11 protein-coding genes are annotated in these 15,136 nt (G+C 41.8%); 2 read left to right on the forward strand and 9 right to left on the reverse strand.

Annotated elements, in window-relative coordinates; genetic code table 11:
• The first annotated feature begins 163 nt into the window (after positions 1-163).
• Positions 164-1,582 (forward strand): NAD-dependent succinate-semialdehyde dehydrogenase, encoded by a 1,419-nt coding sequence (locus tag IOC57_RS09670; protein ID WP_309487692.1) that lies wholly within the window; start codon positions 164-166, stop codon positions 1,580-1,582.
• A gap of 67 nt (positions 1,583-1,649) precedes the next feature.
• Here IOC57_RS09670 and IOC57_RS09675 read toward each other — a convergent pair whose 3' ends face one another.
• The 9 genes from IOC57_RS09675 to IOC57_RS09715 all read right to left on the reverse strand — a co-directional run bounded on the left by IOC57_RS09675 (position 1,650) and on the right by IOC57_RS09715 (position 14,100).
• Positions 1,650-2,756, reverse strand: a complete 1,107-nt coding sequence (locus IOC57_RS09675) for an AI-2E family transporter (RefSeq protein ID WP_207438526.1) — start codon at positions 2,754-2,756, stop codon at positions 1,650-1,652.
• Positions 2,757-3,136: 380 nt separating this feature from the next.
• Positions 3,137-4,663: a succinyl-CoA:acetate CoA-transferase ScpC gene (scpC, locus tag IOC57_RS09680; RefSeq protein WP_207438527.1), complete on the reverse strand. Its 1,527-nt coding sequence runs from the start codon at positions 4,661-4,663 to the stop codon at positions 3,137-3,139.
• Between the two features lie 127 nt (positions 4,664-4,790).
• Complete coding sequence (locus IOC57_RS09685; RefSeq protein ID WP_207438528.1) at positions 4,791-5,441, reverse strand: LytTR family DNA-binding domain-containing protein; 651 nt, start codon at positions 5,439-5,441, stop codon at positions 4,791-4,793.
• A gap of 571 nt (positions 5,442-6,012) precedes the next feature.
• Positions 6,013-6,375, reverse strand: coding sequence for a P-II family nitrogen regulator (locus IOC57_RS09690; protein ID WP_207438529.1), 363 nt, complete (start codon positions 6,373-6,375; stop codon positions 6,013-6,015).
• Between the two features lie 15 nt (positions 6,376-6,390).
• Positions 6,391-7,605, reverse strand: a complete 1,215-nt coding sequence (locus tag IOC57_RS09695; protein ID WP_207438530.1) for an ammonium transporter — start codon at positions 7,603-7,605, stop codon at positions 6,391-6,393.
• Between the two features lie 301 nt (positions 7,606-7,906).
• Complete coding sequence (locus IOC57_RS09700; protein WP_207438531.1) at positions 7,907-8,110, reverse strand: YbdD/YjiX family protein; 204 nt, start codon at positions 8,108-8,110, stop codon at positions 7,907-7,909.
• 12 nt (positions 8,111-8,122) lie between these two features.
• On the reverse strand, positions 8,123-10,177 hold the full coding sequence (locus IOC57_RS09705) for a carbon starvation CstA family protein (protein WP_207438532.1): 2,055 nt from the start codon (positions 10,175-10,177) through the stop codon (positions 8,123-8,125).
• 409 nt (positions 10,178-10,586) lie between these two features.
• Positions 10,587-12,377, reverse strand: a complete 1,791-nt coding sequence (locus IOC57_RS09710) for an ABC transporter ATP-binding protein (RefSeq protein ID WP_286184682.1) — start codon at positions 12,375-12,377, stop codon at positions 10,587-10,589.
• Positions 12,352-14,100 carry an ABC transporter ATP-binding protein gene (locus IOC57_RS09715; RefSeq protein WP_207438533.1) on the reverse strand — a complete coding sequence of 583 codons (1,749 nt, stop codon included), beginning with the start codon at positions 14,098-14,100 and terminating at the stop codon, positions 12,352-12,354. The genes IOC57_RS09710 and IOC57_RS09715 overlap by 26 nt, the downstream gene beginning before the upstream one ends.
• A 452-nt stretch (positions 14,101-14,552) precedes the next feature.
• Here IOC57_RS09715 and IOC57_RS09720 point away from each other — a divergent pair, with 452 nt between their 5' ends.
• The gene (locus IOC57_RS09720; RefSeq protein ID WP_207438534.1) at positions 14,553-15,113 is read left to right on the forward strand and encodes a nitroreductase family protein; all 561 of its coding nucleotides are present in this window, start codon (positions 14,553-14,555) and stop codon (positions 15,111-15,113) included.
• The last annotated feature ends 23 nt before the right edge of the window (positions 15,114-15,136 follow it).

Here is a 15,136-nt window from a genome sequence, read left to right on the forward strand (position 1 = left end):
TATTGCTCCCTTTCTATCAAAAAATAGCCAATTTTCTATAAATAGCCAATCAAATTAATTTCAGAATCACTTAAAAGTGTTTATACTTTTATGTAACAGGTAAAAGTATAAAGTTACAAGTTTTAGTAGTTTGATGGATTTAACCAAATTAGGAGGTTTTATCGTGAAGGATTACGGATTATTTATTAATGGTGAGTGGTCGGATTTTGGATTGGATAAAATTGAAGTAAGAAACCCGGCAACGGATGAAATAGTTGCCACGGTTCCTAAAGGCGGTGCAACTGAAGCAGCGAAGGCTGCAGATGCCGCATATGAAGCCTTTACGGGCTGGGCTGCACTCTCAGTCTACGAACGTGCTGAACTAATTTGGAAATGGCATCGATTGATTGATGATAATAAAGAACAACTAGCCAAAATCATGACTGAAGAGCAAGGCAAGCCCCTTAAAGAGGCTCTTGGTGAAATGACATATGCAAATGGCTTTTTATCTTGGTTTGCCGAAGAAGGGAAACGGGTGTACGGCGAAACGATTCCTGCTTCCGTGTCCAATAAGCGGCTTTTTGTGACTAAACAGCCTGTCGGAGTTGTAGCTGTCATTACACCTTGGAACTTTCCTGCAGCCATGATTACAAGAAAAGTAGCACCAGCGCTTGCTGTCGGCTGCACAGTCGTCATTAAACCGGCAAACCTGACTCCCATAACAGCTTTAAAAATGGCTGAATTAGCTGAAGAAGCTGGCATTCCAAAAGGAGTAATCAATGTCGTGACAGGAAAATCATCAGAAATTGGTGAAACTTGGCTTCAAGATACGAGGGTCCGTAAATTGACGTTTACCGGCTCTACAGAAGTCGGGAAAACCCTAATGAGGGGCTCAGCTGACACGGTAAAGAAAATCTCGCTTGAGCTCGGAGGTCACGCACCCGCAATCGTTCTTGAGGATGCCGACCTTAATAAAGCGGTTGATGGCATCATCAGTTCAAAATTCCGTAACGCAGGACAAACATGCGTCTGTTCAAATCGCATATATGTCCACGAAGCCATTCAAGAAGCCTTCATCGAAAAGCTTGTTGCCAAGGTCAAAGAACTAAAGGTAGGGAATGGACTGGAAGATGGCGTCGATATCGGTCCGCTTATCGATCAAAATGCAGTGGATAAGGTTCAAAAACAAATTGATGAAGCAATCAGCAGCGGAGCTAAGCTCGAAGCTGGAGGTAAATCAATAAGCGGCCTTTTTCTTGAACCAACCGTACTGTCCAACATTGATGACAGCATGCTCTGCATGAAGGAAGAAACATTTGGTCCTCTAGCTCCTATTGCCTCCTTTAAGAGTGATGAAGAGGCAATCAAAAGGGCAAATGACTCCATCTTCGGTTTGGCAGCTTACGTCTTCACTGAAAATATCACCAAGGGCATCAAATTCACCGAGGCACTTGAATTCGGTATCGTAGGCTTGAACGATGGACTTCCTTCCGTTCCGCAAGCCCCATTTGGCGGATTCAAGCAAAGCGGGCTCGGCCGTGAAGGTGGACACCAAGGCATCGAAGAATTCCTGGAAGTAAAATATATTTCCTTAGGTTTGTAACCAAATTAGGCGTTTTTCTCCTTCACTAAGAAAACGGGCCCGACTCAATTGAGTCGGGCCCGTTTTTTCATTCCAATATATCTTCTTCAAGCTTTTCCTCTTTTCGGATCCTGATGAATTTTACGATATTCAATACAATCGTTTTAACAACGGAGTAAGTCGGAACGGCCAAAATCATGCCGATGATACCCGCAATGTTTCCAGCTACGAGCAAAAGGATGATGATGGTAAGCGGATGTGTATTCAATTTTTTCCCGATGACTAAAGGTGAAATCACATTACCATCCAGTTGCTGGATGATCGTTACAACGAGAATGACCAAAAACGCCTCTGTCGGTGAATGAATCAACGCCACAATGACAGCAGGGGCCGCTCCAATAAACGGACCTACATATGGAATGATATTGGTTACTGCACCAATCAGCGCAAATAAGAACGCGTATGGCAAACCAATAATTAAATATCCGATGAACGTTCCAATCCCAACAAACATGCAGACAAGCATCTGCCCTTGTATGTATGTAGTAAGTGTGTCACCAGTCTCTGAAAGTACTGTCAAAGCTGGCTTTCTATAGCTAACAGGTACGAATTTCATGATTGCGGCCGGAAGCTTATCCCCATCCTTCAACATATAAAACAGGATGAAAGGAACCGTTACGACCACTAAAGTAATATTCGTCACTACGCTGAAAACAGAAGATAAACTGTTCGTAATATTACTAGGTAAATCAGTCAAATATTTCTGAAGGGAGTCTCCCACTTCTTTCAGGGAAACATAGTCTTGCTCCATGGTCCACAAAAACCATTTTGACTCAGCTGAATTTTCGATGAACTTCCTTACTTGATTGAAATAATCCGGAAGGTTATTAATTAAGTCGGTAACCTGTTTTGACAGTGATGGGCCAACCAGACCGACCAGCAAACTAATCAATCCCAGGAAAAATACATAAAGCAATAATATCGACAATCCCCTAGGCACTCTTCTTTTAACCAGGAAATCAACTGTGGGGTTGAATAAAAAGTAGAGAAAACCTGAAATCAAGATTGGAAAAAACAATGTAGATGTAAAAATGACTATTGGTTCAAAAAGAAAAGAAATCTTTGTACCAACATAAAAAAGTAAAGACAATAGTAATAACTCTAACGTCCAAAAATGTAATTTTGTCTTGAACAAATTATCTCCTCCACTATAAGCATTCTATTTAACTCCCTTTTTCTATCTAAGGAAACAACATCATAAATATGAAAAATTCTATGTAGGATAATCTTTCATTGATAGCAGTTTACCATATTTCTATAACTTGAATGAATACTTATATACAAAAATAAAAGAAAAAAGCCTAAAGATACAGTTCCCTATCTTTTGGATGGTTAAGCTTCATTTTACACTTTAAATCTGTTATATGTTGGGGGAAAAAGAACTAATCGGCAACATTATACAAATTACTTAGGGGAAATAATCTATTTACGTATTGTTATACAAAAAAGTACCCTATAGGAGACCTTTTTAGGTGTCTACTCTATAGGGTACTTTTTATTGGCGGGGTTCGGTCTTTATTTTTGATCTTGAAGCACCGCTTCAAGCATCGTACCGTTTTTAGCTAAGTTTGTATGCCATGAAAATGCCTTTTCAAGAATGTGCGGAGTTTGATGCCCACCCGTTTGCGCAACAGCTTCCGTGAAGTACGCACGAAGCTGTTGACGGTAATCAGGATGCGCACAGTTTTCTATGATTAACTCTACGCGCTCTTTTGGCGCCAAACCACGTAAATCGGCAATCCCTTGCTCTGTCACTAATACATCCACATCATGTTCAGTATGATCCACATGAGAAACGAAAGGAACGATACTAGAAATTTTTCCGCCTTTTGCATATGATTTCGTTACGAAAATACCTAAGCGTGAGTTACGGGCAAAATCTCCTGATCCACCGATTCCATTCATCATTCTTGTCCCAGAAACATGTGTCGAGTTCACGTTACCATAGATATCACACTCTAACGCTGTATTGATTGAAATCAAGCCAAGGCGACGGATGATTTCAGGATGGTTAGATATTTCTTGAGGACGAAGAACTAGTTTATCACGGTATTTTTCAAGTTCACCGTAAACTTGTTTACCTTTTTCTTCAGCCAATGTAATTGAACAACCTGAAGCGAATTTAACTTTTCCAGCATCGATTAAATCAAATACAGCATCTTGCAGCACTTCTGAATATACTTCCAAATCTTTAAATTCAGAATCAAGGAAGCCAGCGAATACTGCATTTGCCACTGAACCTACACCCGACTGAAGCGGAGCAAGGCTTTCAGTCAAACGGCCAGCCTTGATTTCATCACGAAGGAAGTTAATTAGGTGGTTGGCGATTGTTGCAGTTTCTTCATCAGGCGGCACGATTGTAGAAGGTGCATCAAGATCTGTAGAAACGACGATTCCCATTACTTTTTCAGGATCAACCGCAATACCGATCGAACCAAGGCGATCACTTGCGTTAGTCATCGGAATCGGTTCGCGTTCCCCTTGTTTAGCTGGTGTATATATATCATGCATCCCTTCCAATCCTTCTGGATGGGACACGTTCAATTCAATGATTACATGTTTAGCTTCTTGAACGAATATGGCTGAGTTACCTACAGAAGTTGTCGGGATGATCAATCCATCTTCCGTAATCGCCAATGCTTCGATGATTGCAAAATCTATAGGTCCGACAATACCTTGACGAACTTGTTCAGCTGTATGAGATAGATGCTGATCCACATAAGTGACTTCATCAGCATTGATTTTATTGCGAATCCCTTTATCCGCTTGGAACGGCAGACGTTTGTTTATGATACCGGCTTCCGCCATATGTTGGTCGACTTCCGGTCCTAATGAAGCACCAGTATAAACGTCAACTTTGAATTTTTCAGTTTTAGCTTTTTCTACTAAAGCCATCGGAATAACCTTAGCATCACCGGCACGGGTAAATCCACTCATACCGAGTTTCATCCCATCTTTAATCCATGAAGCTGCTTCTTCCGCTGTAACTACTTTCCCCTTAAATTGTTCGTTGCGAATTTTTTTGAAAACGCTTTCGTTCATACAAAAGACCCCCATTTTCGCTTTTCTTACACTTAATTTTACCAATCCGGTGTAATTGTCACATTCATTTCCGAATGAAAAGCCTTAAATAGAGCTTAAACCAGCATTTTTTCTACACAAGCGAGAATCAAAATCCTAAAGCCCTTCTGAATTGACTTGCGTATGTTTGACTGACTTGGATTTTGGATTTATCTTTCATTATCAGTAAAAACGTAGAATGAAAATCGGGAAGGATCTCTTGTATATAATTGATATTGACGATGTACGAACGATGCACACGAATGAATAAGTCACTAGGTAAAATGAATTCCAATTCACTTAAGTTCATTTTATGAAATCCACTCACACGTTCGGACTGAATTTTAGTTTTCCTATTTTGAGCCTCCAAATACATGATTTCATCATATGGAAGCGGTATCCAGCGATCCTCTGCTTTAATGGTCAAGAATGATGTCGGTAAAATTAATGGCTTTGATGGCAAGATAGCCGTTACCGCTCCTAAAGGATTGCCCTCATCCATGATAGGAACACTCAGCCCATAGTAAGGTACGCCAAATACATTGCTTTCAACTTGCACCCCTATTTTTTTACGGACACTCAACGCTTTATATGTCGCCGTTTTTTCACTGATTAAATCACCTGGTTTTATTCTTAAGTCAACTTGTTTGCTCGGTTGATAATAAATGTATTTTTCGGCATCAGCCACAGAAATTGAAGCATCCTTCGGTACAAACTCCCTGATGATATTTAAAACGGATTCGACCGTAAATTGATCCATTTCCTTTCACCTCTTAAAAGAACATATTAATAATTTCCCTATTATTAAACAGGGCATTCATGAAATAACTCTTTTTTTCTTGGAAAACTTACATTTTTTTGAATTAGTTTTTCGTAAAATTAAAGAAAAATTGTAGTAACTAAGCAAAAACCGTCAAAAAAAGCAAAAAAATCGTATTTAAATTTCTATCCTTATTCATTATAGTTGGAAATCTCCCCGATTTCTATGGGGGATCCAAGAAAAAAAAGTTTCCTTATGCCACAGCCGAAGGCAGGCATCAAACGCATAAAAGAGCCGCTCTCCCCATACAGGAAAACGGCTGAAAGGCTATTTTTTTAAACGAGGATTGTTAAACGAGGATTTTATTCGAAGGGATAAAATCTCTTCTAAATTTTTCAGTGGCAGTTCCAATAAAAAGGGTCGGTCATCAGGTTGATATATATCCTCTGAAATGAGCGTATTAACGATCTTCTGTTTTTTTGCATTAACAATTCGGACCAGTCTCCCCATTCTCAGCTCCCTTTCTTTAATCTACTATATCCGGCCCATTCAGCCGGATTAATTCACAGCATCATATATCATTCTTTAAGGCATCATGGCCTTCTTTTCCAGTACGGATATTCACAACATTCTCCAATTCATAAATGAATATCTTACCGTCACCTGGTTTACCGGTACTCAAGAATTTCCTTGCTACATCCACAACATCCTGAACCGGCACTTCACACACAACGATTTCGATTTTCATTCGGTCATGCAATGACATTTCACGATTTCTGCCTCTATATGTTTCCACATAACTTTTCTGAAGACCCGTTCCTTTTACTTCCGATACTGTCATTCCGCTTACCCCTATTTTTGCAAGTTCCGCTTTGAATTGTTCAAACTTGATAGGACGTGTAATGATTTCTATTTTCGTTAAAACCTCGGACATATGATCAACCCCCTTTTAAATTGATTCGTGATAAGCTTTTTCTCCATGAAGTGTAAGATCAAGGCCCATTGACTCATCTTCTTCACTGACACGCAACGGCACGAATAGATTAATGACTTTAGCAACGATATAAGTGACCACGCCAACGAAGATATATGTAGCGATGATCGCTACAAGCTGTTTCCACAACAAGTTGAAATCGCCATAGAATAAACCATTTGCACCGTTTTCGTTTACGGACGTGGTCGCGAACAAACCTGTGGCGATGCCACCCCATGTCCCACCGATCCCATGTAATCCGAAAGCATCAAGCGCATCGTCGTAACCCAATTTATTCTTGAGGAAAAATACGCCCCAGAAACAAACGGCACCGCCGACGACCCCTATGATGATTGAAGAGGCAGGAGTTACAAATCCACAAGCAGGTGTAATGGCTACCAAGCCAGAAATAGCTCCGGATACCGCACCCAGCAATGTTGCCTTTTTATTAGCCATATATTCAACGATCAGCCAGCCTATGATACCAGCCGCTGCTGCAACAGCTGTATTAACGAATACATTCATCGCCACTTCATCGATTGTCAGTGCGCTTCCGACGTTGAAGCCGTACCAACCGAACCAAATTAATGATCCGCCAAGGAATGTTAAGGGAAGATTATGTGGTGCACTGTCCCCCGACTCTTTCCTTTTACCTAACATGATCGCTAAAACCAGACCTGCAACCCCTGAAGAAATATGGACAACGTTGCCACCCGCAAAGTCAAGTGTACCCAGTTCCGCTAACCAGCCGCCTCCCCATACCCAATGTGCAACAGGAGCATATACGAATAAAGACCAAAGGATCGTAAAAATCAGGAATGCTGAAAACTTCATCCGCTCAGCAATGCCACCAGCAATGATCGAGACCGTTAAAACGGCAAAAGTCATTTGGAATAACATGAACAAGCTATGAGGAATTGTTTCGCTGTATGGTCCAGGTGCAAAGCCTACATCCTTTAGACCAACCCAGTCCAGACCGCCCAGAAGTGTATTACCAGGTGAAAATGATAATGAATACCCTATCAGCACCCAAAGAATCGAAATGACAGCCAGTGGCATGTAACTATGCATTGCCGTATTCAGGACATTTTTACTTTTTACCATCCCTCCATAAAATAGGGCAATCCCTGGTGTCATTATCCAAACCATCATCGTCGCCAAAAACATGAATACCGCATCTGCCATTTGCATACTGTTTTTTCCCCCTTATTTTTGTATATGTTATGTTTACTAACACTATTATGTTATATTTTTTATCATATACTTAATTTTCTAATAATTCAACTTAATTTTTATTTTTCATAAAAAAATGTTAGGTTATTTAACATGAATGTGAATATAGGATGAGAAAATGTGCTTTTTTTGGTTCAATAATTATTTTTCCGCATTTTCACGTCTTCATCTCGTTACATTTCCCCCTCTACTTACGTCCTATTTCAAAAAAAACCTAAAAAAGGGCCCTCCTATTGAGGACCCTTCAATATATATTCAGTTAACAGCAACGAGACACTTTCCCACCCTTTGCGTTATACCGTTCATCCTGGGCTTCGCAGAAAAATTCTTTCCTGGTTTTCACAGGATCTTCCGGGTGGTGCAATCTCATATGTGCCACATAGGTATCATAACTCGGCACGCCGACAAGCAAACTGACGAATTGCTTTCTGTAGCTGAGAATTTTAATTAATCTTTTCAACATGTCCTTCCCTCCTTATGACGACCTTGATACATAAGGTGATTCATGTAAATCTAATTTCTCGTTCTTCAAGACTTTTATCCATAACCTAATTGCAGAAATCAGGACCGTGATCACAACGATCATGAAGATAGCACAAAGGGCAGCATCCACGTAATCATTGACGATAACCCGCTTCATCTCGGCTAGATTAGCTGCCGGGGCAAGAATTTCCCCACTTTCATAGGCTGCTTTAAACTTATCCTTGTGTGCTAAAAAGCCTATTGCCGGGTTTTCGTGGAACAGCTTTTGCCACCCTGCCGTCATGGTCACTATCAACAAGAATGTAGTAGGCACTAGAGTGACCCATGTGTACACTTTTTTGCCCATTTTGAAAAGGACCGTGGTCCCAAGCAACAGGGCGATGGCGGAAAGCATCTGATTCGCAATTCCAAATAATGGCCAAAGTGTATTGATTCCGCCAAGAGGATCAATGACCCCTTGATAAAGGAAGTATCCCCAACCGATTACACAAATGGCAGTCGCAATAATATTGGGCAGCCATTTATTCGTTTCGGCAAATGGTTTGTAGAAGGTGCCGATGATATCCTGTATCATAAAACGCCCTACCCTGGTTCCAGCATCAATGGTTGTCAATATGAACAATGCCTCGAACAGGATTGCAAAATGATACCAGAACGCCATCAAAGCCCCCCCTCCAATCACTTGCGAGAAGATATGAGCCATGCCGATAGCAAAAGTTGGCGCTCCTCCAGTACGGGATATAATGGTCTCTTCCCCAACATCGTCTGCAAGGCCGGTAATCATCTCAGGTGTCAAAATGAAACCCCAATCGGAAATCGTAGCAGCCACTTGAGCTGGCTCCGTTCCCACAACGGCACCTGGGCTGTTAATAGCAAAATAGATTCCTGGTGTCAGTACACAGGCTGCTATCATCGCCATAATGGCTACAAAGGATTCAGTCAACATCGCCCCGTATCCGATTGGTCGCGAATGGGATTCGCGTTCAATCATTTTAGGAGTCGTACCTGATGAAACGAGTGCATGAAATCCCGATACCGCCCCACAAGCGATCGTAATGAATAGGAACGGGAATAAATTTCCGGAAAATACCGGCCCTGTTCCATCGATGAATTGAGTGACGGCAGGCATTTCTAGGTTTGGCATGACAATAAAGATACCAAGTGCAAGTCCGATGATCGTACCGATTTTCAAGAATGTGCTTAAGTAATCACGCGGTGCCAATAACATCCATACCGGCAGAACGGAGGCAACGAATCCGTATACAATCAACATGATCGCGATCGTTTCCCCGTTAAACGTGAACATTGGCGCCAATGTTGCGCTCTCGGATACAAATCGGCCGAAATATAACGCAAGCATCAATAGTATGATTCCGATAATCGATCCTTCGCCAACCCGTCCCGGCCTTATATAGCGCATGTAAATGCCCATAAGCACAGCGATCGGTATGGTCGAGGCAATCGTGAACATCCCCCACGGACTTCCCACCAGCGCTTTTACGACAACCAGGGCGAGTACCGCTAATAAAATGATCATGATACCCAGGATTCCGATCATCGCTATCAAGCCTGTAATAGGACCAATTTCCTCCTTGATCATCTCTCCCAATGATTTGCCGTTACGGCGCATCGAACCGAAGAGAATGATAAAATCCTGTACGGCACCAGCTAATACAACTCCGACCACAAGCCATAGTGTCCCTGGTAAATATCCCATCTGCGCTGCAAGGATCGGGCCTACAAGAGGGCCAGCTCCGGCAATCGCTGCAAAATGGTGGCCAAACAACACCCATTTGTTTGTAGGCACATAGTCTTTTCCATCATTATTCGCTTCCGATGGAGTCTGGCGATTGTCATCTAGCTCAAACACTTTCCGTGCAATGAATTTACTATAAAAACGGTATGCAATTGAATAAACACAGAGTGCTGCAGTAACAATCCACATGGCATTGATGCTTTCCCCCCGGTTTAGCGCGATGAAACCAAAACTCACCGCACCTAACGCAGATATGATCCCCCAAAGAATGACTGAATTAAGCGCTTTCATTTTTTCCCATCTCCTCTCTATTGAACTAGCGTGCAACAATAAAAAACCTTCATTTATAAGAGATTAGGACTATACCTCTCCCTCACCCGCTTAAATTTAAAGAATTTTATATATATTCTGAATTATATGTCACTATTAGGTTTTTTAGCAATAGTTAATTGGTCAATTTGTAGAGTATTTTCCGTTATTTTGTCGATAATCCCCTCTTTTCCAGCGATATTAATTGGGGAATTCATGCAAATATAAATACCGTATTGGGTAAAAAAATCCGGCAAAAAAATAAGGAAGTCCTTAAAATCAGCGGCCGATTCATCTTCTTCAGAAGACCCCTTAACATTTTTAGAAAGTTTAAGTTCCTTGTTTTATGGGACCAACGCAAAAAATGTGCGCCTGATGGCACACATTTTTTTCATCCGGACTGATTTTCCCTTAATGAACTGTGATATAGATCGTAATAAAACCCACCCTGCCCCAACAATTCATCATGGGATCCCTTCTCAAGGATCCTTCCTTCATCAAGTACGAGGATTTGGTCACTTTGCTGAATGGTATTCAATCGATGGGCAATGACAAAACTTGTCCTCCCCTCCATCAAACGGTGTAATGCTTCTTGGATTTTAAGCTCGGTAATCGTATCTATGCTACTTGTCGCTTCATCCAAAATCAATAGAATGGGATCAACTAAAATAGCCCTGGCAATCGACAATAACTGGCGCTGCCCCTGACTTATTCCACTGCCATCCTGATTCAAGACGGTATCATATCGATCTGGCAGCTTCATGATAAAGGAATGGGCATTGGCAAGCTTGGCTGCATCCACCACTTCTTCATCTTCCGCCTCCAGTCGGCCGTAGCGGATGTTTTCACGAATCGTACCTTGAAACAAAAAGGAATCCTGTAAAACGAAGCCCATATGCTTGCGGAGACTGGACCTCGCCACCTGTTGGATATCCTGGCCATCAATCATTATCCGGCCGCTGTTCGGCTCATAAAAACGGGCAAGAAGATTAATGACCGTAGTCTTACCGGCCCCAGTGGGACCTACAAGCGCGATGGTCTCCCCTTTCTTTGCATGGAAACTAACATCATATATCGTTTGTTCCTCATCATTATACGAAAAGGAAACTCCCTCAAAGTCCACCTCACCACGGACATCACGAAGTTCAGAGGCCTGTTTCTCATCCACTTCTTCTTCTTGTTCATCAAGTATTGCGAAAACCCGCTCCGCACCGGCAACAGCTGAGAGGAGTGTATTGAATTGGTTAGCCAGGTCATTGAGCGGACGGGTGAATTGCCTTGAATACTCGGTGAAAATGACAATGACCCCGATGGAAACCGATCCTATCCCACTCAGCGCCAAAAACCCGCCGATAGCTGCTATTACCGTGAAGCTTAAGTTGTTCAGTAAATTCATAAGTTTTGGAATCAGCCCAGAGTATGATTGCGATAGAAATCCGGCTTTCTTTAAGTTTTCACTCCGGATGATAAAATCCCTTATCACTTTATCTTCCTGTGAAAAAGCCTTTACGATCCGCTGTCCGGAAATCGTTTCTTCTATAAACCCATTCAGTTCTCCAAGGTTCTTCTGCTGTTCTTTAAACAGCTTTCCCGTCCGGTTCGTTATCCACCTCAGTCCGAAGAACATTAGAGGAACGATTAATAAGGTTAAAGCAGTTAATAAAGGGCTCAAATACAGCATAACTCCAATCGTCCCGACCAATGTCAGCACACTTGAAAAAATCTGGATGACGGAACTATTCAAAGTGGAACTGACGTTTTCTATATCATTCGTGACCCTACTCATCAATTCCCCATGCTGACGCCTATCAAAAAAGGGAATGGACAACTGGTGAAGTTTTTTGAACAATTGATTGCGCATCGCATAAACCGTATCCTGCGCTATTCCAATCATCCAATAATTCTGCAGCCACATGGATAGGGAATAGAATACATAGACTCCGAGAAGTCCGAAAAGAAGGCTGATCAGTCCCCCGCTATCCCTTGTGACAATATAATCATCAATGGCCATCCCAACAAGAAAGGGGCCAAGCAATCCCAAAACCGAGCTTATCAGTACCATGAGAAGGACACAAAATAGCAGGCTTTTATTCGTTGCTAAGTAGGGAATGATCCTTTTTATCGTATTCCAGGAGTTGACCGGTTTAGACTTCGCCTTATCTGGAGATATTCTTCGACTCAAGAGAAATCCCCTCCTCCCCAAACTGTGAGTGAACAATTTTTCGATAAAGATCACTTGTTTGAATCAAATCCTGATGTTTCCCCAGCGCAAGTACTTGACCACTTTCCAACAACAAGATTTTGTCCGCCTCCATGGCTGTACTGATTTTTTGTGTAATGATGAGCGTTGTGCATGTATAGTCCTTTAAAGCAGCAAGTAATTTACTTTCCGTTTTCAAATCCAGCGCACTCGTGCTATCATCCAGTAGGAGAATCTTTGGTCTGCGCACCAATGCTCTTGCGATCGATAAGCGCTGTTTTTGCCCTCCGGATAGATTCACTCCTTTTTGCCCTAACTGGGTTTCATATTGTTTCGGGAGTTTCATTACGGTCTCATGCACCTGTGCATGCATGGCCGCTGCCATGATTTCCTCCATCGTGGCACCTTCTTTTCCCCAAGCGACATTATTTTTTATGGTTCCTGAAAAAAGCAGGGCCTCTTGCGGTACATAACCGATCCTTTTCCTCAGGGAATTTAAGGGAATATCTTTCAGATCTTGATCATCAATTTGAATGGAGCCGCTTTCAACTTCGTATAATCTCGGAATCAGCTGAAACAGTGATGTTTTCCCTGACCCTGTCGCTCCTATGATGGCAAGCGATTCTCCCGGATCGATGGAGAAGGTCAAGTTTTTCAATATCGGGGCATCGGTTCCAGGATAGCGGAACGATACATCCAGAAACTTAATGCCTCCCCCATTGACGGCCCCACGCTTGCTTTCCGCCTTTCCTTCATCAAGATCTATCGGGGTTTCAAAAATTTCCGTCACACGTTCCGCTGAAGCCTTCGCACGGGAAATGACCATGATCAGCCAGGAAAAAACGGAAAGGGATGCCACAATCCTCGTGGCATAGTTGACAATAGCCACAACTTCCCCCACCTGTATATCCCCGGTTGTTATAAATTCGCTTCCAAGCCAGAGAATGATCAGAATCGTCACATTCATGACAAGCATCAATACAGGCATCGTCGTTTCAATTAAACGAAGGGAAGTCACAGTCTTTCTTTTCAACTGTTCATTCACATCGTCAAACCGGCCGATTTCATGCTCCTTACGAAGAAAAGCTTTGATCAAGCGCATGCCTATCAGGTTTTCCCTCATGACACCATTGACACTATCGAGTTTTTTCTGTACGAGCTTAAACAGCTTAGCTGCTCGTTTCATGACCCATCCCAGGAAGAAAACAAGAACCGGAATTGAAATGACCAAAACAAGTGATAGTTTCAAATTGACCGCAATGGCCATTATCGCTCCGCCAATTACGATCAACGGCGCCCTTGCCATGATACGCAGACCCATAAAAACCGTATTTTGAAGTTGAGTCACATCATTCGTCATCCTTGTTATCAAAGAGGAAGTCGGGATATTATTCAAATTGGCAAAAGAAAACGCCTGTATTTTACCAAAAAGGCTTTTCCTGACATCATGTCCAAAACTTTGACTTACATGTGATGCTGTAAAGGAATTAACGATCCCGCCAAGAAATGAAAAAACGGAAAGTCCAACCATGACACTTCCCCATTTAATCACCACCGATAAATCTTTCTGCAAAATGCCATCATCAATTATTTTTGCAATAAATAGAGGTTGTAGCAGCTCTACCCCAAGCTCGACAATCATTAAGGATAAAGCAAGAATGATCAAAAGCCAGTATGGCTTAAGAAATGAAGACAATTTTTTCATCTATGACACCTTCGATTCCTCATATGTAGATAGCAGCTTTTCATCCTCTCATTATACATTTTTATACAGATTTTTTAAAAGATTTTAACTGTTTTAAAGGATTGGTAAACATCTTGAATTTTTTTAATAAATACCCTTGACAAATAACAGGAAATAAGCGAAAATTCTAATTGATAATGATTTTCAATTTCATTATCGATCTCTGAAATTTGATAAGCAATTACGATAATCTCTTATCGTACCCTTTTGATATTGTACATAGATACAATGTCACCCCGGCTTCTCTGTGCCTAGTAAAAATTATATGCTCATTAGCGAATGCAAGTCACTAGAATATTGCCCCCTCTTTATTCAAGTAATTTATTCACGTTGGAAGCATATTAGGCAGCCGGGGACTATTTTTTTTAAAAAACTATTTAAACTTACATATATATTAAAGGAGCAGGATGCCCATGAAACTAGAAGATATCATAAAAGAACGGCGTAGCATCAAACGATTTAAGGACATGCCTGTTCCTATTGATACCATCCAAACATTATTGGAAACTTCCACATGGGCACCGAACCATAAAATGACCCAACCATGGCGCTTCGTCGTGGTGCATGGTGATAGCCGTTTAAAACTCGCAGAAGCCACCCGTGCATTCATGGCATGCAAAGAGAAGGATCCTGAAAAGAAAAAAGCAGCCGGACAGCGAGGATATAATAAACTTATAGGTGTACCGATGTTTGTCGCAGTGATCATGGAAGAGAATCCGAATCCTATGACACGTGAAGAAGATTATGCGGCTACAAGTGCCTTGATCCAAAATTTCAGCCTGCTTGCCTGGGAACAAGGAATCGGGATGATATGGGAAACATACGGCATGATACACAGCATGGAATTTCGTGAAGCTTTAGGCGTAAAACCCGGTGAGAAGATCGTCGGCAGCCTTCACGTTGGCTATCCCGATATGATTCCTGCCCCACGTCCAAGGGACTCAATCGATCAACTACTGACAATTATGGACTAACATAAAAGGAAAGCCCCCAATCT

Origin of the sequence: Bacillus sp. SD075, from assembly GCF_017355165.1 — a bacterium.
GTDB lineage: Bacteria > Bacillota > Bacilli > Bacillales > DSM-1321 > Peribacillus.